This is a genomic window from Aestuariibaculum sp. YM273 (assembly GCF_030908365.1).
Lineage (GTDB): Bacteria > Bacteroidota > Bacteroidia > Flavobacteriales > Flavobacteriaceae > Aestuariibaculum > Aestuariibaculum marinum.
Map to the genome: position 1 here is coordinate 3,175,886 of NZ_CP133090.1, position 26,453 is coordinate 3,202,338.

The following is a 26,453-nucleotide window of genomic DNA, read 5'->3' on the forward strand; positions in this document are numbered from 1 at the left end:
AAAAATAAAAGCTATCAAAATTTTGATAGCTTTTATACCTAATAAACCAATTAAACTACAAACAAATTATTCTATAGGGAGTATAACCGTATCGATTACGTGAATAATTCCATTAGAAGCAGAAATATCTGCAAACATGATATTGGCCGAATTTCCAATAGCCATAATACTTAAATCAGGGTAAACATCAAAAGTAGCGTCAGGTAATAATGTTTCAATGGTACGCATACCATTTTTTGGCACCACACTGTTAGAAGCTCTACGACCGGTTGTTACGTGGTATTGTAATACACTCAAAACCAGTTCAGCATCTAAATCGGTAATACCATCTATTTCTAGTGCAGCATATAAGGCACTAAAAGCCTCGTCGGTTGGAGCAAAAACGGTAAATTGGTCATTCCCGTTTAAAAAGAGATTAACAAGACCTGCGTCAAGTTGCTCATCAACATACATTAAAGCGGCTACCAATTGAGTAAACTCAGCATCTATAGCAATGGCAGCTATCGGATCGGCACCTTTTTTGGGCGCAGCTTTTGCGGTTGAAGAACTATAAGTCGAATTAGCCTCTATAATTTCGTATAAAGAGGCAGAAGTGTCATCTTGCATAGTAGACATATCTTCAGTATTACAAGACAACACAAACAAGGTTAACATTAAACAAGTTGTGATTTGGGGAATGCTTTTGTAAAATCGTTTCATCACTTATATGTTTTAGTTAATACCTTAAAGATAAGAATTTTAATTTAATTGTTTAATATTTTTAACAAAAAGTTAAACAAAATAGTTTTTAAACAGTAAAAATTAAAATATAATAACTATTCAAGGCTGTATAATATTTTGACAAATATGATTTGCCAGAGATAAAACCTCTTTATTTGTTTTATAAGGTTTAATCCTAATTATAGTTTAAAAGAATTTAATAATTAGGGATATCAGTTCAATACAGTGATTATTAGTATGCATAATTATATATTAATACTCGATAGGTATTTTTGGATTATAATTTATATTATGTAAAATAGAATATTTGAAACACCTCTATTTCAGTAGTTTATAAATAAAATAAAAAATAATTAACCGCTCAACGTCTATAATCGACGTCTCATCGTAATTATAAGCAAACAACAAACTTAAATTATGAGAAAAATATCATTAGTAGTATTGTCAGCGATTTTATTATCGTCTTGTGTTTCTAAAAAGAAATATGTTGCTTTAGAAACCGAAAATGGTCAGCTTAAAAGTGAATTAACCAAAACAAAAGTTGAGAATGAAGAATTAGAAGCAAAATTTGACGCTATTCAAGCGCGTGTTGATGCTTACAATAACAAAATCAACTCATTAACTGAAGAAAGCAACGCAAAAATGGTAAACGTTGATGGTGTTGTTATGAGCGAAGATGCTAAAGCGCAAATGCGTGAAACGTTAAAAAATGTACCTTCTGAGTATTTAGCTGGTACCACTACTCTAAAAGATTCAATGAACGCAGCTATTGCTTACAACATTAAAAATACAGCAAGCGATATTGATGAAAGTGATGATATCGCTGTAAAAGTTGAGGAAACCGTAGTTATGATTTCTATTTCAGATAAAATGTTATTCAAATCTGGAAGCTACAGAGTAACAGATAAAGCTGACGTTATTTTACAAAAAATCGCTGATGTTATCAACTCTGAAGAAAGCTTAGACGTTATGGTTGAAGGACATACAGATGACAAGAAAATGATTGAAAGTGCTTCTGTAAAAGATAACTGGGACTTAAGTGTTTTACGTGCAACATCTGTTGTAAAACGTTTACAAAACAATTTTGAAGTAGCACCAGAAAAATTAATAGCCGCTGGTAGAAGTTTTTATCAACCTTTAGTAAGTAATGATACTGCCGAAAACAGAGCTAAAAACAGAAGAACAAGAATTGTTATTTTACCAAATATCGATAAGTTTTTTGCGCTAATGGCTGCAAATCAATAAAACATATCTCTCTATTAATCCATTGTAAAAAAAGCTGTCTACCCTCAAAAGGCAGCTTTTTTTCGTTTCTTCAATATTTGAATTCAGGGTTTATAAAGTCTTAAATCTTTATTAAAAAACCCATACTTCATCAGGTAAAGCATTCTAATCTGCTATATTTGTTAGCCTAAAAAAATTGCTTTTACAATGAAATCCAAACCAAAAACAAAATCTGAAAAATCCAGATTACAGTTATTACACCAGTATTATAGCTACACAGGGTTTTATGGGTTTGTTTGGAATGCCGTAAAAAAAGCATTACCCTATATTATTTTAGCGGTTGCTGGCGTTTATATTGTTAATCACTTTTTTAACATTAACGATCTACTGGTTCAATTAACCAAAACATTACCTGTTTATGGCGTTTTAACCTTCTTTTTTGCTTCAGAAACTCTTTTGGGACTTGTGCCGCCAGAAATTTTTATTGCCTGGGCAGGAAAAATGCATGCGCCTTGGATGTATTTATTTTTACTGGCTATTTTATCATATTCAGGAGGTTTAATATCCTATTATCTAGGGCATATTATTACCAAAATTCCTTCCATACACAATTACATGGAGGTTAAAATGAAAAAACAATTGAAAAACTCTAAAAAATGGGGTGGTTTCTTAATTGTTGTTGGTGCGCTCCTACCACTACCCTTTTCAATTTCCTGTATGGCAGCCGGAATCATTGCTTTTCCGTTTAGAAACGTCATGCTTTTCGGGTCCTTACGTTTATTACGTTTTTTAATTTACGGACTGGTAATTTTTCATGTGTTTTAAAAAAGTCTTAAAGTCAGGCTTTTTTTAATCTTTGTACACTATTTTTACAGGCAAAAATTTATACTATGTTTTCATTGCTTAACATCTTTAGAATTGTTGCCTTTTTAGAAGGGTTATCATATATTCTTTTACTTTTTATAGCTACTCCTGTAAAATACATGCTAAATGAACCACAATATGTCAAATTATTAGGCATGCCACATGGTTTATTATTTATTGGATATATTGTTTTAGCTTTTTTAATAAAACCAGATTATAGCTGGAACGGTAAACAATTTTCATTTATTTTATTTGCAGCTATATTACCATTCGGAACATTTTATGTGGATAAAAAATATTTAAAACCCGTAGTTTAATGATGTTTCAAGAAAAAGAAAATGAAAATATTATAGAATCTACCGAAAAGGTTTTTGAAACAACAGGTTTAGATTTTAAGCACTGGCTATACGATCATTTTTTGTCTTTAGGTTTAAATGAGACTAGCGCGAAATACCTGAATATGTTCGCTCTTTTAGTAGTTTTGGGTGTTTTAGTGTTTATTATAGACTTCCTTATCAGAAAGTTTTTAAGAGGTATTTTTACGCAATTTGCCACCAAATCGAAAACTAATTTTGACGATTTATTGATCGCTAATAAAGTACCAAGAAACATAGCTCATATTATACCTCTGCTTATTACTTTAGAGTTTATTCCTTTAGTGTTTACAGATTTTCCTGATTTTGAAAATTTTGCAGAAAAGACACTTAAGGTGTTCGCGATAGTATTAACCTTGTGGGTGGTGCGAAGCCTCTTAAACACGATTAAAGATTATCTTAAGACCCTACCAAACTTCAAAGATAAACCTATAGCAAGTTATATTCAGGTATTTATGATTTTCGCCTGGGTAATTGGGATTTTCTCTTCGTTTGCTATCATTACAGGAATTGAATTCTTTAAATTTATTACTGCTTTAGGTGCTGGTTCTGCTGTGGCGCTTTTGGTCTTTAAAGACACTATTCTTGGGTTTGTAGCTAGTATTCAGGTATCCATTAACGATATGGTGCGTATTGGTGACTGGATTACTTTTGAAAAATATGGCGCCGATGGAGATGTTATCGAAATTACATTAGCGACAGTGAAAGTTCAGAATTTCGATAAAACCATTACTACCATTCCCACGTATGCCTTAATTTCAGATTCATTTAAGAATTGGCGTGGTATGACAAGTTCCGAAGGACGTCGTATTAAACGAGCATTATATATTAAACAAAGTGGTGTAAAATATTTAGATGATGCAACAGTTGAAAAGCTAAAAGGCATTCAACTCATTACTTCGTATCTGGATAGTAGACAAGCCGATATTAAGTCGTATAATGAATCGCATAACATTGACAAAACGTTATCACTTAACGGAAGAAATTTAACCAATTTAGGCGTATTTAGAAAGTATATCGATTCGTATCTTAAACAACATTCGGCTATTAATAAAGATATGATGATTATGGCGCGCCAATTAGCACCAACAACGCAAGGTATTCCTTTAGAAATCTATGCCTTTAGTAGTGATAAGCGCTGGGAAAACTACGAATATATTATGTCTGATATATTTGATCACTTGATAGCAGCCCTTCCCTATTTCGATTTGGAAATTTTCGAATTGCCAAGCGATTCAAGCTTTAAAGGAAACTAAAATTGTCATACTGAATTCTATTCAGTATCCACATAAAAAAAGGTGAATTCTTCTGAATTCACCTTTGTTAGTTTTAGTTGTTTGCTAATTATCTCCAGATACTTCAAAATTTGTTGTAACATTGTTTCCTATACCATTTATTTTTTTTGAATAAATTTCTGAAAAATGAGTATTAAACATACTATCTGTAACTTTATAATATTGTAATATTTCTATGTCACTCATGGAACTATAATTATCATTTAAAACTTCCATTCTTTGAACTAATGCTGCTTGATCGGATTTTTCATAAGCTTTAATCATCTCTACTATTTTAACAATAGAATCAATTTGTTCTTTTGTTAAACTTTCAGATAATGTTTGCTTATAGTTTTCTTTTTTACTTTGTTTCCCTGCAATATCATTTTTATTATTTACGTATTTATTGGATTCTAATCCATATTCTTTAAAAATAGAATCAATAACAAACTCTCTTTCTTTGGTACTGTAATTAAGGTTTTTAGATTGTTCTTCTTGATTAGAATCATTACAAGAAAACAAAATTAAGCCTAAAATTATTAAATAATTAATTTTTAATTTCATTATTTTAAGTTTTAAGTTAATGGCATGCTCTATTTATAGGGTAATAACCCTCAAAATTTCCGCTAATTGGAACATTAAATTGATAACCAGCTATTTCTTCCCATACATTTCCTTGATATAATGCATAGTAGTAAAGATCATTATTTTCTTGGTTAAAAACATAACTTACTAATCCTATACTACCATTTAGGCCAACACCACTGAATGTAGGAACTAAACCTGAGCAAACGGGATAGGGAATTGGGTCACCTTCACGAGCACAAGTGCCTGTTGCGTATAGTTGAGCATAATACCATCCCATTAAATGAACTACAAATTCTTGCTTTTCATGTATAAGTTCCATGAAATAGCCACCAGATTGCGTCGTACTTGTAGCATAAAATGAATTAACACTTATGGCTAATACTATAAACAACAATAAAATTTTTTTTCTCATTGAATATGATTTAGATTAACAATATCAATAATAATAATAATAATAATAATAATAATAATAATCAAGAAAAATCTTATAAAATTATAACCATATAAAAAAGCCTATCATTTTAAATGATAGGCTAAACATAATATACTAAATATTCTATTTACAAAGCTTAAATATTCGCAGCTAACCAATCACCTACTTCTTTAGTTCCGTAAGCTTTTCCTCCTTCAGCTAAATCTTCTGTTACGATTCCTTCAGCTAAAGCTTTATTTACAGCGTCTCTGATTACTTTTCCTTCTTCTAATAAGTTGAAGTTCTCAAACATCATAGCTGCAGATAATACCGTTGCCATTGGGTTCGCAATATTTTTACCTGTCGCCTGAGGATAAGACCCATGTATCGGCTCGAATAACGAAACACTTGTTCCTAAGGATGCCGATGGCATTAACCCCATAGAACCCGAGATCACAGAAGCTTCATCGGTTAAAACATCTCCAAATAAGTTTTCTGTAATTAATACATCGTAATCTTTTGGCCATTGCACTAAACGCATTGCTACAGCATCAACAAACTCATAAGACACAGTTACTTCAGGATACTCTTTTTCCAGCCCTTGCACAGTCTCTCTCCATAAACGAGAAGTTTCCATAACGTTAGCCTTATCTACACAACATAATTTTTTAGAACGTTGCATAGCCGCTTCAAAACCTTTACGTGCTAAACGTGTGATTTCCTCTCTCGTATACATGTTGGTGTCGTAAGCGGTATTACCATCATCTTTTCGTCCTTTTTCACCGAAATACACTCCAGAGGTTAATTCTCGGAAAAACACTAAATCGGTCCCCTCAATACGTTCTTTCTTTAAAGGCGATTTATCTAATAATGACGGAAAAACAAAGGTTGGTCTAACGTTAGCGAATAGGCCTAGTTTTTTACGCATTTTTAATAGCCCTTGCTCTGGACGTACCGGCGCTGTAGGGTCATTATCAAATTTCGGGTGCCCGATTGCTCCGAATAACACTGCATCTGACGATGCACAAATCTCGTGAGTTTCATCTGGATAAGGCTCGCCTACCGCATCAATCGCAGCAGCACCTGTTAAAGCTGGTTTCCAAGTTATCTCGTGTCCAAATTTTTCAGCTACAGCATCACTTACTTTCACTGCTTGCTCAATCACTTCAGGTCCTATTCCGTCACCTGCTAAAAGTGCTATATTAAATTTCATTTATTTTGTATTCTTAATTAGTAATTATATTTAACATTTTTTCTGTGGCTTTAATTGCGGAAACCGTTTGATCGGAATCTAAACCACGTGTTTTAAACTCATTTTTACCGTTTTTCCAGGTTATAATAGTTTCACACAAGGCGTCAGAATGACTTCCCGGAGGTATTCTTACTGCATAATCTATTAAATCCGGAAGGTTTTCATCTCGCATCATATAGATTTTGTGAAGTGCATTCATAAACGCATCAAACTGACCATCACCAGAAGCAATTTCTTCGTATGTATCACCATCAATTGTAATGGAAACCGTTGTTGATGGTTTTAAGCCTTTAGCATGTGTTAAAACGTATGAATTAACCTTGGTATGCTCTTCATAGGAGTAACTATCTAAAACGTCCGATATGATATACGGAAGATCTTCCTTAGTAACCACTTCTTTTTTATCACCCAACTCGATAATACGTTGCGTGACTTTCTTTAGATCGTTATCGTTGAGCGATAGTCCTAATTCTTGTAAATTCTTTTGAATATTGGCTTTCCCTGAGGCTTTGCCAAGTGCATATTTTCGTGTTCTGCCAAAACGCTCAGGCATTAGGTCGCTAAAATAGAGATTCTTCTTGTTGTCGCCGTCTGCGTGAATTCCAGCGGTTTGTGTGAACACATTAGCTCCAATTACCGGTTTGTTGGCAGGAATCATAATTCCTGAAAAGTTTTCTACCAGCTTGCTTACCGTGAATAACACCTTTTCGTTTACACCAATTTCAATAGTTGGCATAAAATCGTTTATCATGGCAATAGTACTCGCCATAGGTGCATTTCCTGCACGCTCCCCCATACCATTTACAGTAAGATGCAAACCATCTGCGCCTGCATTTAAGGCAGACATAACATTGGCAACACTTAAGTCGTAATCGTTGTGCGCATGAAAATCGAAATGTAAATCAGGGTAATTATCTTTGATTTCCTTTACAAATTCAAAAGACTCTATAGGCGTTAAAATTCCCAAGGTATCAGGTAGCATGATACGATCTACATTTTGTGTGCTTAAAAATTCTAAAAACTGAAAAACATAGTCTTTAGAATTACGCATACCATTGCTCCAGTCTTCTAAATAAATATTGGTTTTTATGCCTTTTGAAGATGCTAAAGAAATAGTTTCTGATATCTCACTAAAATGCTGATCTGCTGTCTTTTTAAGTTGGTAAGTTAAATGATTAAGTGAGCCCTTAGTTAAAAGGTTTTGAACCACTGCCCCTGCTTCAATCATCCAGTCGATAGACACGCCTTTATCAACAAATGTTAAGACTTCAACTTTATCTAAATAGTTGTTGTCCTTTGCCCATTTTGTTATGTTTTTAACAGCTTGAAATTCACCTTCAGATACTCTGGCCGAGGCTATTTCAATACGGTCAACTTTTAATTCTTCTAAAAGAAGTTTAGCGATGGTGAGTTTCTCTGAAGCAGAAAACGACACTCCCGAGGTTTGTTCACCATCGCGGAGTGTCGTATCCATTATTTCAATTCTTTTAGATGCCATGTATTACAACGGTAAAGTTTCAGCGAACGCTTCTATATCACCTTTCATGCTTTGTAAATAATCGATATCATCGAAACCATTTAACATGTTTCCTTTTTTATAACTATTGATATCAAAAGACTCTTGAGCACCAGTAGAAAGGATAGTAATGGTTTGCTCAGGAAGATTGATTTCGATTTCTGTTTTTGGGTCGTCGTAAACCGCAGTAAAGATTTGCTCTAAAAACTCTGGAGAAACCTGTACCGGTAACACCCCAATGTTTAAACAGTTGTTTTTAAAGATATCAGCAAAGAAACTTGACACCACACAACGGAATCCGTAATCGTAAACTGCCCAGGCAGCGTGTTCTCTTGAAGATCCAGAACCAAAGTTCTTTCCTCCAACTAGTATTTTACCAGTGTAAATAGGATTGTTTAAAACGAAATCTTCTTTTGGCGTATCATCACCATTATATCTCCAGTCGCGGAATAAATTATCACCAAAACCTTCACGTTTTGTTGCTTTTAAGAAACGTGCCGGGATGATTTGATCGGTATCTACATTTTCTAATGGTAAAGGTACCGCTGTTGTTGTTAGTATATTAAATTTATCGTAAGCCATTTTAAATTCTAATTTTTGTGTTTAATCGTTGATTTAATCAATTTTTAATTCAATGATTATAATAATTCTCTTGGATCAGTTACCACTCCGGTTACAGCCGCAGCAGCCGCTACTAATGGAGATGCTAATAAGGTTCTCGATCCAGGTCCCTGACGTCCTTCGAAGTTTCTGTTAGAAGTACTCACAGCATATTTTCCAGCAGGAACTTTATCATCATTCATAGCCAAACACGCCGAGCAACCTGGTTGTCTCAATACAAATCCAGCTTCGGTAATAATATCTAAAATACCTTCTTCTTTAATTTTATCTTCAACTTCGTGAGACCCAGGTACTAACCAAGCCGTTACATGATCAGCTTTTTTACGTCCTTTTACAATAGATGCAAACGCACGAAAATCTTCAATACGACCATTGGTACAACTTCCTAAGAATACATAGTCGATTTTCTTACCAACCATAGCATCATCTTCATGGTACCCCATATAGTCTAAAGACTTTTTAAAGGTTGCCACACCACCCTCTACAGCTTCTGCAGTTGGAATGTGTTTAGAAATACCAATACCCATACCTGGATTTGTTCCGTAGGTGATCATTGGTTCAATATCCTTAGCATTAATGTTTATTTCTTTATCGAAAGATGCATCAGCATCAGTTTTTAAAGTTTTCCAGTAAGCAACAGCTTTATCCCACTCCTCTCCTTTTGGAGATAATGGTTTATCTTTTAAATAATTGAACGTTGTGTCGTCAGGTGCAATCATACCACCACGAGCCCCCATCTCAATAGATAAGTTACAAACAGTCATACGGCCTTCCATAGTCATGTTTTCAAAAACATCACCAGCATATTCAACAAAATACCCTGTTGCACCTGATGTTGTTAATTGTGAAATGATATATAAAGCAACATCTTTAGGAGTCACCCCTTTGCTTAATTCGCCATTTACGTTGATACGCATTTTCTTTGGCTTAGGTTGCATAATACATTGTGTAGACAATACCATCTCTACCTCTGAAGTACCAATACCAAAAGCAATAGCACCAAACGCACCGTGTGTAGATGTATGTGAATCTCCACAAACAATAGTTGCCCCAGGGAATGTAATACCGTTTTCAGGACCTACAACGTGAACAATACCGTTCTTTTTGTGCCCTAATCCCCAGTGGCTAATACCATATTCACTAGAATTTTCTTCTAATGCTTTTAACTGGTTAGCAGATAAGGGATCTTCTACCGGTAAATGCTGGTTAATGGTTGGCGTGTTATGGTCTGCTGTAGCAAACGTACGCTCTGGGTATAATACTTTTAATCCTCTATTTTTTAACCCAAGAAATGCCACAGGACTTGTAACTTCATGAATAAAATGACGGTCTATAAAAAACACATCCGGACCACCATCAATTTTCCTTACAACATGTGAATCCCATACTTTGTCAAACAATGTCTTGCTCATAATAATATATCTCTAATTTTAGTTTTAAATCTTAGTGAATGTATTGGTTAATGAAGTTCAATTAACCAAGGAAGACAAAGTTAATAAATACTCTAATTTTTTCAGCATTTACTAAAACATATGGCACATGCTTGTGATATTTTTATAGGATTATTAGCGAAGCTGAAAAAAATCGATAATTTTTTAACGGAATCGCAAAATTGCTTGGAAATTTTAAAGCTCTATTTTAGGTAAATTACTTCAACCTGTTAACTACGTATTCTACTTCGGTCTTTCCGTGAGGTTTTGCTTTACCATCTGGCCCTAAATTCACCATAACAATACTTGAAATGGTAATAATGGTTTCATGGGTCATTTTGTTTCGTACTTCACAACTTAAAACCAAAGAAGCCTTACCAAATTTAACTACTTCCATACCTATTTCAACGATATCTCCCTGCTTTGCTGAGGCCTTGAAATCTATTTCACTCATATACTTGGTAACCACTTTTTGGTTCTCTAGCTGGATGATAGTATACAAGGCAGCTTCCTCATCTATCCATTCTAAAAGACGTCCTCCAAACAAAGTACCATTAGCGTTTAAATCTTCGGGTTTAACCCATTTTCTGGTGTGGAATTTCATAATAATGTTTTTATTAATTAAAACAACGACGGTTGCTCGTCATCATTTGGTATTTTTAATTTATATCCTAATTCTGAATTCAGCTTATTTATAAAGTAAGCCGATAATAAAGGGGACTCTTTTTCAATATTTTGATGGATAAAAAAGTCTATTTCTTTTACGCCTTGCTCAGACCAGAGCCTTATCCGCTCTATCCAATCATCCAAACGCGTATAATCGCTAGAGTGATTAGCGCCAACATAGCGCACAAAAGCTGTAGCATTGGTTAAGCGCATATGCATTAGATCGCGCCTTCCTGCTGTGTCGACAATAATATTGGAAATATCGTTGGCTTCGAGTAGCTGATACAATTCTTCTGCAACAGAATCATCATTATACCAGTCGGTATGCCTGAACTCCATTGCCAAAGGCATTTCCTTAGGCCATGATTCTGCAAATTTCACGACTCTATCAAAATCTTTCGGCGCAAAATTATTATGCATCTGTAAAAATATAGTTCCTAGTTTTTCTTTTAGATTCGCTGCGTTATTTAAAAAATGATTAACCACATCTGTGGTTTCCTGCAATCGCTTCCAATGGCTAATTTCCTGATTTAATTTTGGGAAGAACTTAAAATTTTCAGGCGTTTTGTTATACCAGGTTTCAAATTGTTCGGCTGGAAAAATTCGATAAAAAGTGGCATTTAACTCAATTGAATTAAATTGTGATGAATAATACACCAATTCATCTTTCGTACCACGCGGATAAAACCCTTTTAAATCTGCTCTATTCCATTTGGCACAGCCTACATAAATTTCAGGAACATTATCATCTTTAAATTTATTCAAATTTTTGACTGTATCCGGGTGATCTGGCGGTAATGAAAAATCTATATCTTGCGGATTATCTACGCTTCCAAACTTCATTTATTTCTTATTAATTCAATTTTGGAATAAAGATAAAAATATGATTTGTTAATAAAGTCGTTAACAATTATAATTTTTCACGACCAATTGCGCTTTTTAATTCTATAATTTTAATAAAACTCTTATAATTATGGATAATAGACAGCTTAACTTAACAAAGATTCGTCCTGAATTTAAAACAACTACTATTAACGACAATATGAGTAGTGACGAACGTTTTCAGAATTTAGTATTGCGCCCTATTGTTAAATTTCAGAACAATTTATTGAATGAAGTTTTTTTAAATTATGTGAGCAAGCACAAAAATGTATTCTACAGCTTAACCATTGAAAAGCGCATTGATTACATTGAAAATGCTATAATTAAAGATATGAAATTCAGAAATTCTTTAAAAGGTATGATTATTGGCATGTTTACGGTTGAGGAGTATATAAATTACATTCAAAACTCATCGGCACTAAATAAACGTATGATGAATCTTGTAAAACAGCGATTAATCGATAATGTACAGCTTTTTGAAAAACCCGAGATTCTTAAAGCGATTTAAAGCAAACTTTCCCCGTTTAAATTAGTAGTAAGCACATCGCTCATATAATCAAAATATGGGCGAATTGCTTTAAATGCCATATTTACATCATCAATAAACCCAGCATCTAAAACTTGAGCGTCGGTATATTTTTTTATAAAGATATATTGTTTTTTCTTAATCAAGTCGATGTTTTCATGATCTTTACTAAAACCCTTGGGCGCTGTTTTTACTTCATCTCCAACAAGGTCGCCCCAAATAAATTTAAAGCTTTTATTATTTAAAATATCTCTCATTTCTCTGGCATCTACTTCAAATTCTTTTCGAATTCGAAGCAGGTCGGCCGGCTCAGGTTGCCAGAATCCTGTAGCAATAAAACTTTCATTATTGGGTTGAATATGTATGTAGTAACCACCTCGTAATTCCGGTTTAACCCGGTGAAAAGTCCCTCCAAAATGGGTTTTATAAGGTAATTTATTTTTAGAAAAACGCACGTCACGATAAATACGAAAGATTTTCAGCTTGTCAATGTCATCGTGGGCTTTCAAATCTTCTAAAACACTATTGTAAAAGCTTTTAATATCCTTTTCTATGGATTTAAATTCTTTCTTATGCTCATTAAACCAGTCTCTGTTATTATTTTGCTCTAACTGTTGAAAAAATTTAAATACAGTTTCTGGTACGACTTTCATATGAGTTATTTTAAAAATTTAAATCTAAGTTACAAAAGCCTGTTGGTTATTCAAACTCTATATGATTAAGAATTAAACCGGATGCCGGAGCAATATATTCCATTTTAACAAACACATCCTGCTGCAGACTATGCTTTATATCTTCTAAGGTTAATTTGCCTTTACCTAAATCGATTAAAGTTCCCATCATTAAACGAATCTGGTTTCGCATAAAGCCTTTTCCTTTTACCCGAAGCACATAAGATTGTTTCGGGAAATAATTCGCTGTATAAATATCATTTTCAACAATCTCACAGGTAATAATCTCACGGTTGTATATCCCGTTATCGGTAGGCTTAAAGCAGTAGGATTTAAAATAATGTTCTCCTTGAAACAATTTAGCACCTTCTTTCATTAATTCGATATCCAAATCATCGAGAATCGTTGTCATAATCGGTGCGCAAAACGGATGACATTTTTCACCAAACGTAAATAAATACAGGTATTCCTTTATTTTAGAATGATTAATAATGTTAAACTTAGCATCAACTTCTTTGATATCTAAAGCCCGAATATCTTGAGGTAGATTATAATTAAACAATCCTAAAAATGAATGCAAATCCTCTAAGGGTTCCGATAAAAATAATTCAAATGCAGCACATTCCGCCGACACCATTGCATCGGTTCTTCCTGAACTTAAACTTTTAAACCGTTTTCCGTCTAAAATAAAATTCAAAGTACGATCTACCATTAAATGCAAAGTTTTAACATCAGGTTGCTTTTGCCAACCATGAAACCGATAGCCCAAATATTGAATGGTGATTACGTAAAAATATTTTTTCATCACTATGTTTAATCCGCGGGCAAAGTAAACTTATTTTATCAGTTATGACAAAAATTTTATAAATTGTATAGTATAATTACTAACTAACAAACCGATTATTATGACAAGTTTAAAAGAAAAGCCACCGTTTTGGTTTTGGATTGTGAGTGTTATTGCTCTTTTATGGAATATTATGGGGGTTGATCAATACATAGGTCAAGCCTACAAAACAGATAGATGGAAAGCGTCTATGACAACAGAACAAATTGAATTAGCTTCCACACTACCTTCCTGGTTAACGGCTGCTTTTGCGATTGCAGTTTTCACTGCAGCCATAGGTAGTTTAGGCTTGTTGCTGAGAAAAAAATGGGCGTATTCATTATTACTCATTTCATTTGTAGCTGTTATTATTCAAATGGGGTATTTTCTATTCTCAGGGCATTCAGATAATTTAGGAATGACCATTAGCATTATAGTATTTGCCGCTTTTTTGGTTTGGTTCTCAAAGAAAGCCGTTTCAAAACGATGGATTACTTAAAAAAACTTACAAAAAAAGCCTCTGATTAGTTCTGAGGCTTTTTTAATTTATTTGTGTCTGCTTTTTAATTCGGCTTCAATATCTTTTAAAGTAAAGCCTTTAGCTTGCAACAACATGAGGTAGTGAAACAATAAATCTGCCGATTCATACAAGAATAATTCATCATTATTATCCATAGCTTCAATTACTGTCTCCACAGCTTCCTCTCCTACTTTTTGAGCTACTTTATTAATTCCTTTTGAAAATAAACTTGCTACATAAGATTTGTTAGTGTCCTTATTTTCAACACGCTCTTTAATAACCTCTTCTAAAATTGAAAAGAATCCGTAAGAAGACTGATTTCCCTCTCCCCAACAGTTATCTGTTCCTTTGTGACATGTTGGTCCAATAGGATTCACTTGTATTAACAAGGTATCATTATCACAGTCATTCTTAATAGAAACCAGGTTTAAAAAGTTACCACTTTCTTCTCCTTTAGTCCATAAACGTTGTTTACTTCTACTGAAAAAGGTTACTCTTTTTGTTTCTAAAGTTTTCTGATAAGCATCCTCATTCATATACCCCAACATCAACACCGTTTTTGTTGTGGCATCCTGAATAATAGCTGGAACAAGTCCGTTATCATTATATTTTATAGTCATAATCGTACTTCTATATTATGTTTTTTTAATTCTTTTTTAAGTTCAGGAATAGGAATCTCACCAAAGTGAAACACACTTGCTGCCAAAGCAGCATCAGCTTTCCCCTCAATAAACGTATCAACAAAATGCTGCACATTTCCCGCACCACCTGAGGCAATTATTGGAATATTTAATTCCTCTGAAAGTTTTGCTAAAGCTTCATTTGCAAATCCGTTTTTGGTCCCGTCGTGATCCATGGATGTAAATAAAATTTCACCAGCGCCACGTTTTTCAACTTCCATAGCCCATTCAAATAAATCGATATCTGTAGGAATACTTCCACCTGCTAAATGCACCTTCCAATTACCATCAATCTGTTTCGCATCAATAGCCACCACAACACACTGACTTCCGAATTTATCGGCTAATTCATTAACCAACTCCGGACGTTTAACTGCTGAAGAGTTGATAGACACCTTATCGGCACCACACTGAAGTAAAGCATCAACGTGTTCTACCGAAGAAATTCCACCACCAACTGTAAATGGAATATTTACCTGTTCAGCAACACGCAACACCATATCTAAGGTTGTGGCTCGGCCTTCTAAAGTAGCTGCAATATCTAAAAACACAAGCTCATCGGCGCCAACTTCGGCATATTGTTTTGCTAATTCTACAGGATCTCCCGCATCCCGTAAATCGACGAAATTTACACCTTTTACAGTGCGTCCGTTTTTAATATCTAAGCAAGGAACTATTCGTTTTGTTAGCATACTATATAAATTTTTCGAGTTGTTTTAAGGTGATTCTGTTTTCGTAAATCGCCTTACCAATAATAACACCTTCGCAACCCAATTCTTTTAAAACCGGCAATTCATCAATAATTGAAATACCTCCTGAAGCAATTAATTTCACTGATTGGCCGTTACTCGCGCTTGAACACTCAGCAATAATTTCTTTATATAAATCTACTGAAGGGCCCTGCAGCATACCATCTTTGGAAATATCAGTACAAATTACATATTGAATGCCCTTTTTCTGATAACCTTTTATAAACGGAATCAACTCTTCCTGACTATCTTCCTGCCATCCGCTAATCGCTATTTTACCTGCATTACTGTCGGCACCCAGAATAATTTTTTCAGATCCGTATTTTGAAATCCAACCTTCAAAAGTCTTAGCGTCTTTTACAGCAATACTTCCACCTGTAATTTGTCGGGCTCCTGAATTAAAGGCAATGTGTAAATCTTCATTGGTTTTTAATCCGCCGCCAAAATCTACCTTTAACTTGGTTTTTGATGCAATTTGCTCTAAAACCTTGTAATTAACGATGTGTTGGGCTTTTGCGCCATCTAAATCGACCAAATGCAAATACTGAATACCTGCATCTTCAAACATTTTAGCAACTTCTAACGGATTTTCGTTGTATACTTTTTTTGTGTCGTAATCGCCTTTGGTTAGACGGACACATTTCCCATCTATAATATCTATGGCTGGTATAATTCTCATGTTATAGCTCTAAAAAGTTTTTTAAAATTTGTTCTCCTGCTAAGCTACTCTTTTCCGGGTGAAACTGCACGCCGTAAAAGTTTTTATGTTGCAAAGCCGAAGCATAGTTTAATCCGTAATCTGTGGTTGCAATGGTTTCAGGGCAATGCTCGGCATAATAACTATGTACGAGATACATGTATTCCTTCTCTTTAATACCCTTGAATAAATTAGACTTTAAATCTTTAATAACATTCCAACCCATTTGTGGTACTTTAACGGAATTATCAAAACGCTTTACAACGGTTTTAAAAACACCTAACCCTTTAGTGTTACCTTCCTCTGTAAATTCGCAAAGTAACTGCATGCCTAAACAAATTCCCAAAACGGGTTGTTTTAATTTCGGGATAAGTTGATCTAATCCAGTTTCTTGAAGCATAGTCATAGCACTACTAGCTTCACCTACACCTGGGAATATGATTTTATCGGCAGCAAGAATTTCTTCTGGATTATTTGATAATATGGCATCAACACCCAAACGTTTAAAAGCAAACTGAATACTTTTAATGTTTCCCGCTCCGTAATTTATTATAACTAATTTCATTTATAACATTCCTTTTGTAGAGGGCAAAAACATCTTATTAGAATCACGTTTTACCGCCATTTTCATCGCTTTAGAAAAGGCTTTAAAAATACCTTCGATTTTGTGATGTTCGTTTACACCTTCGGCTTTTACATTTAAATTACATTTAGCACCATCGGTAAACGATTTAAACAAGTGAAAGAACATTTCTGTTGGCATATCGCCGATTTTTTCACGTTTAAATTCGGCATCCCACTCTAACCAGTTACGACCGCCAAAATCTACAGCTACCTGAGCTAAACAATCATCCATTGGCAAACAAAACCCGTAACGTTCAATACCTAATTTATTACCAAGAGCTTTACTGAATACTTCACCTAAAGCAATCATTGTATCTTCAATGGTATGATGTTCATCAACTTCTAAATCACCATCAACTTTAATGGTTAAATCCATAGCACCATGACGCCCAATCTGATCTAACATATGATCGAAAAACGACAATCCAGTATCGATATTATTTTTACCAGAACCGTCTAAATTCAATTTAATATAGATTTTAGTTTCGTTTGTATTTCTGGTGATTTCAGCAACGCGATCGTTTAGTTTTAGGAATTCATAAATTTCCTTCCAGTCAGTCGATGTTAATGCAATTGCGTTATAAATTTCTTGTTTAGAAGTTTCAATTTCATCTGCACCTAAATTTGGATCTTCGGATAAATAAATTCCTTTAGCTCCAAGGTTTTTAGCTAATTCCATATCAGTAATTCGATCACCTAACACAAATGAGTTTTCTAAATCGTAATCTTCTGAAAAATATTTGGTTAACAAACCGGTTCTTGGTTTACGCGTTGGCGCATTTTCGTGCGGAAAGGTTTTATCGATGTGAATATCTGTAAATTCAACACCTTCCTTAGCAAAGGCATCAATGATTTTATTTTGCGCTGGCCAAAACGTGTCTTCAGGAAACGAATCGGTTCCTAAACCATCCTGATTGGTTACCATAACCAGTTCGTAATCTAATTCACTGGCTATTTTAGCCATATATTGAAATACTTTTGGGTAGAATTCCAGTTTTTCCAAACTATCTAACTGATAGTCTACAGGCGGCTCTAACACCAATGTACCATCACGGTCTATAAATAATACTTTCTTCATTATATAGATTTTAAGGTATCTATTAATATTTTGTTTTCTGTTGAAGTCCCTACGGTAAGTCGTAAGGTGTTTTCGCAACCCGGTTGCGTGGTTCGGTTTCGAATAACGATGCCTTTTTCAATGAGTTGATTATAACGTTTATTGGCATCATCAACTTTTACCAATACAAAATTGGCATCGGTTGGGTAAATTTTAGAAATGTAATTAACAGATTGTAACGCTTTTACTAATTTTTCTCTTTCCGAAAGAATATCTTGAATTTGATTTTCAGCCAAGTCTTTTATACTTAGTAATTCTATAGCTTTCTTCTGAGTGAGCTCATTGATGTTATATGGCGGTTTTATAGCGTTTAATACTGAAATAATTTCTGTTGATGCATAACAAATTCCCAAACGAATACCAGCCATAGCGTAGGCTTTAGAGACAGTTTGCGTCACAATTAAATTAGGAAAGTGTTCTAATTTAGAGACCCAGCTTTCTTCTTTTGAAAAGTCGATATAAGCTTCGTCAATTACCACAATACCTTTAAATTCTGAAACCAATCTTTCAATAGCTTTGGCATTAAAACTGTTTCCTGATGGATTGTTTGGAGAACAAATAAATAACAGTTTACTATTATCATCAACCGCACTTAAAATCTCATCGACTTTAGGCTGAAAATTTTCATCTAAGTTAACTTTCTTAATGCTAATCGCATTCAAATTAGCCAAAACCTCATACATCCCGTATGTTGGTGGTAAGGTGATCACGTTATCCTGGTTGGGCTCACAAAACGCACGGTAGATTAAATCTAAAACTTCGTCACTACCATTTCCAAACATAATATTTTGCGTTGGTACACCTTTTATTTCAGACCAAAGTGATTTTAAAGTGCGTTGTAACGGATCTGGATACCGGTTAACCCCGTTCTCGAACGGATTTTCATTAGCATCTAAAAACACCATATTATCGGTAGCACCCTGAAACTCATCACGCGCAGAAGAATACGGCTTTAATGCCTTAATGGTGGGTCTTAATAACTCTTTTATGTCCATTATTCTATATCCTTTAATCGAATTGACACTGCGTTTTTATGCGCTTGTAACCCTTCAGCTTCTGCCATTTGTTCAATGGTATTTCCGATATTCAACAAGCCTTCTTTTGTGATTTTCTGAAACGTCATACTCTTCTGGAAGCTATCTAAATTCACACCAGAATATGCTTTTGAAAATCCGTTAGTCGGCAAAGTATGATTGGTTCCAGACGCGTAATCACCTGCACTTTCAGGCGTGTAATCTCCGATAAATACCGAACCCGCATTTGCAATTCCATTTACATAAAACTCTTCATTTTTGGTACAAATAATAAAGTGCTCTGGTCCATATTCATTAATTAACTCTAAAGCAACATCATCCCTTTCAACATAAATCAGTTTCGAATTCGCAATAGATTTTTCAGCTATTGCTTTACGCGGAAGCACATTAAGTTGTTGTTCAACTTCTTCAGATACTTTTTCAATGACATCCTTAGACGTTGATACTAAAATTACCTGACTATCCGTACCATGTTCGGCCTGACTTAGTAAATCTGACGCAATGTAAGCTGGATTTCCCGTCTCATCAGCAACCACAAGTAATTCGCTTGGTCCTGCAGGCATATCGATAGCTACACCAAATTTAGTAGCTAGCTGCTTTGCAACCGTTACAAACTGGTTTCCTGGTCCGAAAATTTTATAAACTTTAGGTATAATTTCGGTTCCAAAGGTTAAGCCAGCAATAGCTTGAATACCACCAGCTTTTACAATTTTAGTCACCCCACAAAGTTGTGCCGCAAATAGAATTTCGTTAGCTAGTTTACCTTCTTTATTTGGCGGCGAACAGAGTACAATTTCCTTGCATCCCGCTATTTGCGCTGGTACAGCCAACATTAAAACCGTTGAAAATAAAGGTGCCGTTCCACCAGGAATATACAACCCTACTTTTTGTATAGGTCTTTTTTCCTGCCAACAAACTACTCCGTTTGCAGTTTCAACTTCAAGCTTAGATGTTTTTTGAGCAGCATGAAAGGCTTCAATATTTTGTTTCGCCTGAACTATTGCTTGCTTCAAATCTTTAGAAACCGCATTAACAGCATCTTCTATTTCAATTTCAGTAACAACATTTGAATCTAGATTTACACCATCAAATTGTTGTGTATACTTTTTAATAGCAACATCCCTTTCCTGACGAATTTCGTTGAATATTTTATTTACAGTAGCTTCAATATCATCAACAGTCTGCGTCGGTCGTTTTAAAACTTCTGCCCACTCTGATTTTTCAGGGTTACTAATTATCTTCATAATATTGAGAATTAAAGTACCATTTTTTCAATAGGACAAACCAAAATACCTTGTGCGCCCTTGGCTTTTAGCTCATCAATAACATCCCAAAATTCATTTTTACTGATTACCGAGTGTATTGAACTCCAGCCTTCTTGAGCCAAAGGTAAAACCGTTGGACTTTTCATTCCTGGTAGTACATTAATAATATCCTGAACTTTATCGTTTGGTGCGTTTAGTAAAATGTATTTAGACTCTCTTCCTTTTAAAACCGATTGGATTCTAAACTGAATCTTATCTAAAATCGCCTGTTTTTCTTCACTTAAAACAGGAGACACAGCTAAAACCGCCTCTGATTTTAATAAGGTTTCTACCTCTTTTAAATTGTTTTTAAACAGTGTACTTCCACTTGAAACAATATCGCAGATAGCTTCTGAAAGCCCAATATTTGGAGCAATTTCAACCGATCCGTTAATGATGTGAATATTAGCAGAAACACCTTTAAGATCTAGATATTTTTGTACTGTATTCGGGTAAGATGTGGCAATACGCTTTCCTTCTAAATCGGTAAGCCCGTTGTATTTCATAGATTTTGGCACAGCAATACAAACACGACACGTTGAAAACCCAAGTTTTTCTGCAACACCAATACCTTCCCCTTTTTCAATTAATACATTTTCGCCTATAATAGCTGCATCAACCACACCATCTTTTAGGTATTGGGGAATATCTCCATTCCTTAAATAAAATACCTCTACTGGAAAGTTGCGAGCAGAAGCTTTTAATTGATCTTTTCCGTTGTCGATAGAAATACCAATGTTTTTTAGTAATTCCATAGATTCGTCGTGTAGACGACCAGATTTTTGAACTGCAATTCGTAATTTACTCATTAGTTTGTTTTTCTGAGTTTAAGACAATAGTTGGTTTTTAAATAAAAAACCCGCTTGATTGTCTCAAACGGGTTCTAAAATATGTTGAATTTATTCAATACATTTTCACTTCGCTTGAGAGCAAATTTGAAAATGATGGTGATGATTTTGAATAAATTTCATTAAAATTTCGTTTTGTTGTCACAAAGATTTGAAATAAAAACTATTAATTCCAAATAATGCGATTGTTTTTTTTCAGTATTTAACATTTAAAAGTTTTCACAACATTCTTTTAATTAAAATTCAAAATTAAAAGACAATGTTAAATAATCTATTAAATAGCCTTTTATTGATTTCCTAAAATGATAGGCATACCGCTATCTCCGGAACCAATAACAATAACTTTACTATTTGGCGATTCCGACAACTTAACTGTTGCTTCAATACCTTTGTCCTGAAGGATTTTATCAGTTAATGAAGCGCTTAAAATTTTGTTTGCATCAGCCTTTCCCTGAGCTTCAATAATCACTTTTTCTGCTTCTTTTTGAGCAGTCACTAAACGGAATTCATATTCTAAAGACTCTTGCTCTTGTTTTAATTTACGCTCAATAGCGTCTTTAATTGTTGGAGGCAAGGTTACATCACGAACTAAAACCTCGTTTAATTGGATATACTGATCATCCACAATTTTTTGAGTTTCTTCAAATATTTCCTGCTGAATCGCATCACGTTTACTGGAATACAATTGTTCTGGTGTATAACGACCTACAACACTTCTTGCCGCAGACCGAATTGCAGGCAGCAGCACACGATCTATATATTGCTCACTTTTTTCCTGATGAAGTTTGCCTAACTGATTGTATTTAGGCTGAAACCATACAGATGCTTCCAATTTAATATCTAATCCGTTAGATGATAATACATTCATTTTTTCCAACTTCTCCTGCTGACGCACCTCATAAACAAACACTTTATTCCAAGGCGCAACAATATGAAATCCTTCTTCTAAAGGTGGCTCATCGGTAACTACACCACCTCCAAATGTTTTATATAATACACCCGCCTCTCCGGAACCAATGGTTACGGCTGATTTAGACAATACGACAATAATTATGATTGCTATAACAACTATAGGCAATGCTATTTTTGGTAATTTTTCCATTATTTATTTTAGTTTAAATTAATCCGTTATATTTTCTTAAAAACCACTCAGCGCTTAAACTTAACGCTATAATGATTAATAAATATTTCCAATCTATTAAAGGTAAGCTATTTTTATGGCTCTTTTGAATCGCACTATACCTTGAATCACTTAGTAAATCATTAACTAAGTCATTAGTATCTGCAATAAAATAAGCCTTACCAGAACTGTTAGTAGCTAAATTTTGAAGTTTTGTTACATCGGCATTTAAAAATTGTTTCTCCACATTATATTCGAGAATCGTAAAACTCCCTGATTTTGAAATATTGGCTTCTTCAGCCTCAACCGTAAATGTATATTCAGAAGGAGGCAAACTACTCAAATTCACCTCGTAATTATTTCCTTTAAGTATAAGCGGAAATGTTTTAGATTCATTAGAATCTTTATTTATTACCGTGATATTTAGAGTTTCACGTTCATCAAAAACATAATTCTTATCAAAATACTCAGCAGTTATAATAACACCTCCGGAACCATTGTAAAACGACTGGTAGTCGACATTTAACCTGCTTTTTAACTTATTGGAGGCTAAATATTGAATCAGTTTATTAAAGAAATTATCGAAACCGTTAAAGGATTTGTATTCTACATAACTCTGGGCACGCCACTTCCAAATATTTTCACCTAATAACAAGGCTTCTCGTCTCCCCTGTGTTTCAAAAGTTCCCAACAATGGCTCTCCAACATCTATACCGTTAAGGTTCTTTTGTAAAATGGTTTTAAAAGGCACTAAAGTAATCAAAGAACTATAATAAGAATGCAGTGGAGGAAAAGTTTCGAAGGAAATATCATCAACCAAAAACGGTGTATAGTTCTTATCTAAAACAGCTTGATAATCCTCCGTATTATAAGTAATTTCAAATTCATAACTTTTGGTATTATTGTTTAAAAATTCGATATCGGTCTTAGGTCCAACAATAACAAATCTATTTTTATTCTCAGCATCCAATTGTTCAATTAACTCTTTAAACTTGATGTTTGGTTGATACAATATAATTAATTGAAAATCATTTATTTCATCTAAAATTGAATTAGGATTAAAAAGCGAAACTGAACGTTGCTCATTACTTTCAATACTCTTTTTTAAGGCTCCTAAATCAGGATGAACAATATCACTAACAATAGCTACTTTCGTTTTTTGATCTATAACTTCAACCGCAAAATTTTTAGAATTGTTTATCTTGTTTTTTTCCGAATCCAAAGATTTTAATGTTGCATTATAGGCTTGCACACCAACCTGATTTGCTGGTAAGGTGAATTTGATAATTTTGGAATTATTCTCTTTCGAAAAATTCACGGTTTCTGAATATACAACTGCACTTCCTCGCGTTACACTTAATTGAGATTTCACAGATCCACTACCATTATACACTAAAATAGTTTCTACTGGAAATTTATTTTTTAAATAGGCATACTTATTTACATTAAGTTGTTGAATTTTTAAATCAGTGTAAGTCACTGTATCTCCTAAAACAACAGGGTAAATAGGTTGTTTATAATTCATATAATCAAATTCATAGTTGTTACCATAAGTTTGATTACCATCTGTTATAAGTATTGTAGGCGCTGTACTTTGTTTATAAATTTGTGATAACTGAGAGAACACGTTACTTATATTTGTTTCTTTCTCATTAAAAGAAAGCGAATCTGAAGGGTTTAAACGATTACCAAAGTTATAAACACTTAAATTGAATTTATCACTTAACTTACTGTTATTCTTTATTTGATTGAAGAGTGTTTTTACTTCTTCGTTATGACCTAAATATTCTACGGAAGCTGAATTATCAACCGCAATGACCAAGTTTGGTTTTTCTACCGATAAAACAACTTGCTCAAATTTAGGGTTGATTAGCAATAAAAGAATCGAAAAAATAGTTGTGAAGCGTAGAAACAAAAAAAGCATGTTCAATTTGGACATGCCTTTTTTGTTTTTATAATACTGAAATCCTGCTATCAATAAAGCAGCAATTCCAGAAATTATGATGTATACCAGAGTTTCAGAACTCATTAATTTACATAAGATTTAAGTGAGATTTCCGCAGCAGCGGAAATGGAAATTAAGTTAACATTCCACCGTCAACGTTTAACGTTTGTCCTGTAACGTATGCACTCATATCACTAGCTAAGAACACACATACATTAGCAACATCATCAGGAGTACCACCACGTTTTAATGGAATTCCAGCTCTCCAACCTTTAACCACTTCTTCGTCTAATTTAGCCGTCATTTCAGTTTCAATGAAACCAGGAGCAACTACGTTACTACGAATGTTTCTTGATCCTAATTCTAAAGCAACAGATTTAGAGAATCCGATGATACCAGCTTTTGAAGCCGCATAGTTGGTTTGACCAGCATTACCTTTTACCCCTACAACAGAACTCATATTGATGATAGAACCACCGCGTTGCTTTAACATTGTGCGTTGTACAGCTTTAGTCATATTGAAAACCGACTTTAAGTTTACCTCAATCACTGTGTCGAAATCTTCTTCAGAGATACGCATTAATAAGTTGTCTTTAGTAATCCCTGCATTGTTTACTAATACATCGATACTACCAAATTCAGCAACTACATCTTCAGCCAGCTTTTGAGCTTCTTCAAAACTAGCTGCATTACTTTTATAACCTTTGGCTTTTACACCTAAATCGTTTAATTCTTTTTCAAGCTCGTTAGCCGCTTCTACAGACGAACTATATGTAAACGCAACATTAGCACCTTGTGCTGCAAAAACTTGCGCAATACCTTTACCAATACCTCTACTAGCTCCAGTGATTATGGCGGTTTTACCTTCTAATAATTTCATTGTGATTAATTTATTTCTAAGCGACTCTTAAAGTAGAGTCCAAATGTTTTTTCGTTAATTCCTTAATTCAAATATAACAAATACAAGTTGTAACAAATAAAAAACCTCACAAATTATTGCGAGGTTTTTATGATATGTTTAGAGAGATTATCCTAAAACTTCAGCAACTTTCTTACCGATTTCAGCTGGAGAATCCACTACGTGAATTCCACATTCTCTCATAATTTTCTTTTTAGCCTGAGCGGTATCATCACTACCACCTACAATAGCACCTGCGTGACCCATTGTACGTCCTGCCGGAGCAGTTTCTCCCGCGATAAATCCAACAACTGGTTTTTTACTTCCGCTTTCTTTGTACCATTTTGCAGCATCAGCTTCTAACTGACCTCCAATTTCACCAATCATAACCACAGCTTCTGTTGCTGGGTCGTTAATTAATAATTCAACAGCTTCTTTTGTAGTTGTTCCAATAATTGGATCTCCACCAATACCAATTGCAGTAGTGATACCTAAACCTTGTTTTCCAACTTGGTCTGCAGCTTCATACGTTAAAGTACCCGATTTAGAAACAATACCTACTTTTCCTTGTTTAAATACAAATCCTGGCATGATACCAACTTTAGCTTCTCCTGGGGTGATAACACCTGGACAGTTAGGACCAATTAAACGACAGTCTTTATCTTTAATGTAGTTTGATGCCGTAATCATATCTGCAACAGGAATACCTTCAGTAATTGTGATAATTACTTTAATCCCTGCATCAGCAGCTTCCATAATCGCATCAGCAGCAAAAGCTGGCGGTACAAAAATAATAGTAGTATCGGCACCTACTTGATCTACAGCGTCTTTTACTGTATTAAAAACAGGCTTGTCTAAGTGTGTTTGTCCTCCTTTACCCGGAGTAACACCACCTACTACATTCGTTCCGTATTCAATCATTTGGCTTGCGTGGAAAGTACCTTCACTTCCAGTAAACCCTTGAACTATTATTTTTGAATCTTTGTTTACTAAAACACTCATTTTTTCTTATTATTTTGAATAAAGCTGCACAAAAATACATTTTTGAAACATACTTTCAGCAGCATTTTTAAT

The 26,453-nt window shown here is 34.2% G+C and carries 29 protein-coding genes; 6 read left to right on the forward strand and 23 right to left on the reverse strand.

Annotated features, from left to right (window positions below; translation table 11 throughout):
• Positions 1-66: 66 nt before the first annotated feature.
• Positions 67-699, reverse strand: a complete 633-nt coding sequence (locus tag RBH94_RS13680; RefSeq protein ID WP_307881409.1) for a fasciclin domain-containing protein — start codon at positions 697-699, stop codon at positions 67-69.
• 438 nt (positions 700-1,137) lie between these two features.
• Between RBH94_RS13680 and RBH94_RS13685 the strand changes: the two genes are divergently transcribed.
• The 4 genes from RBH94_RS13685 (at position 1,138) to RBH94_RS13700 (ending at position 4,438) form a co-directional block, all read left to right on the forward strand.
• Positions 1,138-1,965: an OmpA family protein gene (locus RBH94_RS13685; RefSeq protein ID WP_307881410.1), complete on the forward strand. Its 828-nt coding sequence runs from the start codon at positions 1,138-1,140 to the stop codon at positions 1,963-1,965.
• A gap of 186 nt (positions 1,966-2,151) precedes the next feature.
• Positions 2,152-2,769 (forward strand): YqaA family protein, encoded by a 618-nt coding sequence (locus tag RBH94_RS13690; protein WP_188222048.1) that lies wholly within the window; start codon positions 2,152-2,154, stop codon positions 2,767-2,769.
• A 65-nt stretch (positions 2,770-2,834) separates the two neighbouring features.
• On the forward strand, positions 2,835-3,125 hold the full coding sequence (locus RBH94_RS13695) for a DUF3817 domain-containing protein (RefSeq protein ID WP_307881411.1): 291 nt from the start codon (positions 2,835-2,837) through the stop codon (positions 3,123-3,125).
• Positions 3,126-3,127: 2 nt separating this feature from the next.
• Positions 3,128-4,438 (forward strand): mechanosensitive ion channel family protein, encoded by a 1,311-nt coding sequence (locus RBH94_RS13700; protein ID WP_307883172.1) that lies wholly within the window; start codon positions 3,128-3,130, stop codon positions 4,436-4,438.
• 84 nt (positions 4,439-4,522) lie between these two features.
• On the opposite strand, the gene RBH94_RS13705 is transcribed toward RBH94_RS13700, so the two are convergent.
• The 8 genes from RBH94_RS13705 to RBH94_RS13740 all read right to left on the reverse strand — a co-directional run bounded on the left by RBH94_RS13705 (position 4,523) and on the right by RBH94_RS13740 (position 11,784).
• Entirely contained in the window at positions 4,523-5,020 is a 498-nt protein-coding gene (locus RBH94_RS13705) for a hypothetical protein (RefSeq protein WP_307881412.1), read from the reverse strand.
• A 16-nt stretch (positions 5,021-5,036) separates the two neighbouring features.
• Positions 5,037-5,456 (reverse strand): hypothetical protein, encoded by a 420-nt coding sequence (locus RBH94_RS13710; RefSeq protein ID WP_307881413.1) that lies wholly within the window; start codon positions 5,454-5,456, stop codon positions 5,037-5,039.
• A gap of 157 nt (positions 5,457-5,613) precedes the next feature.
• On the reverse strand, positions 5,614-6,669 hold the full coding sequence (gene leuB / locus RBH94_RS13715) for a 3-isopropylmalate dehydrogenase (protein ID WP_307881414.1): 1,056 nt from the start codon (positions 6,667-6,669) through the stop codon (positions 5,614-5,616).
• Positions 6,670-6,682: 13 nt separating this feature from the next.
• Positions 6,683-8,206 carry an alpha-isopropylmalate synthase regulatory domain-containing protein gene (locus RBH94_RS13720; protein ID WP_307881415.1) on the reverse strand — a complete coding sequence of 508 codons (1,524 nt, stop codon included), beginning with the start codon at positions 8,204-8,206 and terminating at the stop codon, positions 6,683-6,685.
• Positions 8,207-8,209: 3 nt separating this feature from the next.
• Entirely contained in the window at positions 8,210-8,806 is a 597-nt protein-coding gene (leuD, locus tag RBH94_RS13725; RefSeq protein WP_188222052.1) for a 3-isopropylmalate dehydratase small subunit, read from the reverse strand.
• Between the two features lie 56 nt (positions 8,807-8,862).
• Positions 8,863-10,257 carry a 3-isopropylmalate dehydratase large subunit gene (gene leuC / locus RBH94_RS13730; RefSeq protein ID WP_307881416.1) on the reverse strand — a complete coding sequence of 465 codons (1,395 nt, stop codon included), beginning with the start codon at positions 10,255-10,257 and terminating at the stop codon, positions 8,863-8,865.
• Positions 10,258-10,492: 235 nt separating this feature from the next.
• On the reverse strand, positions 10,493-10,879 hold the full coding sequence (locus tag RBH94_RS13735; protein WP_307881417.1) for an acyl-CoA thioesterase: 387 nt from the start codon (positions 10,877-10,879) through the stop codon (positions 10,493-10,495).
• Positions 10,880-10,896: 17 nt separating this feature from the next.
• Positions 10,897-11,784 (reverse strand): DUF72 domain-containing protein, encoded by an 888-nt coding sequence (locus tag RBH94_RS13740; RefSeq protein ID WP_307881418.1) that lies wholly within the window; start codon positions 11,782-11,784, stop codon positions 10,897-10,899.
• A gap of 130 nt (positions 11,785-11,914) precedes the next feature.
• Here RBH94_RS13740 and RBH94_RS13745 point away from each other — a divergent pair, with 130 nt between their 5' ends.
• A complete protein-coding gene (locus RBH94_RS13745) occupies positions 11,915-12,331 on the forward strand; it encodes a glyoxalase (RefSeq protein ID WP_188222056.1) in 417 nt (138 codons plus the stop codon).
• Here the strand turns inward: RBH94_RS13745 and RBH94_RS13750 are convergent.
• Positions 12,328-13,002 (reverse strand): DUF2461 domain-containing protein, encoded by a 675-nt coding sequence (locus RBH94_RS13750; protein ID WP_307881419.1) that lies wholly within the window; start codon positions 13,000-13,002, stop codon positions 12,328-12,330. The two genes, RBH94_RS13745 and RBH94_RS13750, sit on opposite strands and share 4 nt — an antisense overlap.
• Before the next feature lie 46 nt (positions 13,003-13,048).
• On the reverse strand, positions 13,049-13,825 hold the full coding sequence (locus tag RBH94_RS13755; RefSeq protein WP_307881420.1) for a tRNA pseudouridine(38-40) synthase TruA: 777 nt from the start codon (positions 13,823-13,825) through the stop codon (positions 13,049-13,051).
• A gap of 100 nt (positions 13,826-13,925) precedes the next feature.
• Between RBH94_RS13755 and RBH94_RS13760 the strand changes: the two genes are divergently transcribed.
• Positions 13,926-14,342, forward strand: coding sequence for a hypothetical protein (locus RBH94_RS13760; protein ID WP_307881421.1), 417 nt, complete (start codon positions 13,926-13,928; stop codon positions 14,340-14,342).
• Between the two features lie 47 nt (positions 14,343-14,389).
• Here RBH94_RS13760 and hisIE read toward each other — a convergent pair whose 3' ends face one another.
• From hisIE to sucD, 12 genes are all read right to left on the reverse strand, one after another.
• The gene (hisIE, locus tag RBH94_RS13765) at positions 14,390-14,983 is read right to left on the reverse strand and encodes a bifunctional phosphoribosyl-AMP cyclohydrolase/phosphoribosyl-ATP diphosphatase HisIE (RefSeq protein ID WP_307881422.1); all 594 of its coding nucleotides are present in this window, start codon (positions 14,981-14,983) and stop codon (positions 14,390-14,392) included.
• A complete protein-coding gene (hisF, locus tag RBH94_RS13770; protein ID WP_307881423.1) occupies positions 14,980-15,735 on the reverse strand; it encodes an imidazole glycerol phosphate synthase subunit HisF in 756 nt (251 codons plus the stop codon). Before hisF ends, hisIE begins: the two co-directional genes overlap by 4 nt.
• A gap of 1 nt (position 15,736) precedes the next feature.
• On the reverse strand, positions 15,737-16,471 hold the full coding sequence (gene hisA, locus RBH94_RS13775) for a 1-(5-phosphoribosyl)-5-[(5-phosphoribosylamino)methylideneamino]imidazole-4-carboxamide isomerase (protein ID WP_307881424.1): 735 nt from the start codon (positions 16,469-16,471) through the stop codon (positions 15,737-15,739).
• 1 nt (position 16,472) lies between these two features.
• Positions 16,473-17,054, reverse strand: coding sequence for an imidazole glycerol phosphate synthase subunit HisH (gene hisH, locus RBH94_RS13780; protein WP_307881425.1), 582 nt, complete (start codon positions 17,052-17,054; stop codon positions 16,473-16,475).
• Positions 17,055-18,191, reverse strand: coding sequence for a bifunctional histidinol-phosphatase/imidazoleglycerol-phosphate dehydratase HisB (gene hisB / locus RBH94_RS13785; protein ID WP_307881426.1), 1,137 nt, complete (start codon positions 18,189-18,191; stop codon positions 17,055-17,057).
• Complete coding sequence (gene hisC / locus RBH94_RS13790; protein ID WP_307881427.1) at positions 18,191-19,225, reverse strand: histidinol-phosphate transaminase; 1,035 nt, start codon at positions 19,223-19,225, stop codon at positions 18,191-18,193. The genes hisB and hisC overlap by 1 nt, the downstream gene beginning before the upstream one ends.
• Positions 19,225-20,508, reverse strand: a complete 1,284-nt coding sequence (gene hisD, locus RBH94_RS13795; RefSeq protein WP_307881428.1) for a histidinol dehydrogenase — start codon at positions 20,506-20,508, stop codon at positions 19,225-19,227. Before hisD ends, hisC begins: the two co-directional genes overlap by 1 nt.
• 11 nt (positions 20,509-20,519) lie before the next feature.
• The gene (gene hisG, locus RBH94_RS13800) at positions 20,520-21,377 is read right to left on the reverse strand and encodes an ATP phosphoribosyltransferase (RefSeq protein WP_307881429.1); all 858 of its coding nucleotides are present in this window, start codon (positions 21,375-21,377) and stop codon (positions 20,520-20,522) included.
• 325 nt (positions 21,378-21,702) lie between these two features.
• On the reverse strand, positions 21,703-22,518 hold the full coding sequence (locus tag RBH94_RS13805) for a prohibitin family protein (RefSeq protein ID WP_307881430.1): 816 nt from the start codon (positions 22,516-22,518) through the stop codon (positions 21,703-21,705).
• 13 nt (positions 22,519-22,531) lie between these two features.
• Positions 22,532-24,565, reverse strand: coding sequence for a VWA domain-containing protein (locus RBH94_RS13810; protein ID WP_307881431.1), 2,034 nt, complete (start codon positions 24,563-24,565; stop codon positions 22,532-22,534).
• 49 nt (positions 24,566-24,614) lie between these two features.
• Complete coding sequence (gene fabG, locus RBH94_RS13815) at positions 24,615-25,361, reverse strand: 3-oxoacyl-[acyl-carrier-protein] reductase (protein ID WP_188222070.1); 747 nt, start codon at positions 25,359-25,361, stop codon at positions 24,615-24,617.
• A 147-nt stretch (positions 25,362-25,508) separates the two neighbouring features.
• A complete protein-coding gene (gene sucD / locus RBH94_RS13820) occupies positions 25,509-26,381 on the reverse strand; it encodes a succinate--CoA ligase subunit alpha (protein WP_188222071.1) in 873 nt (290 codons plus the stop codon).
• Positions 26,382-26,453 lie beyond the last annotated feature (72 nt).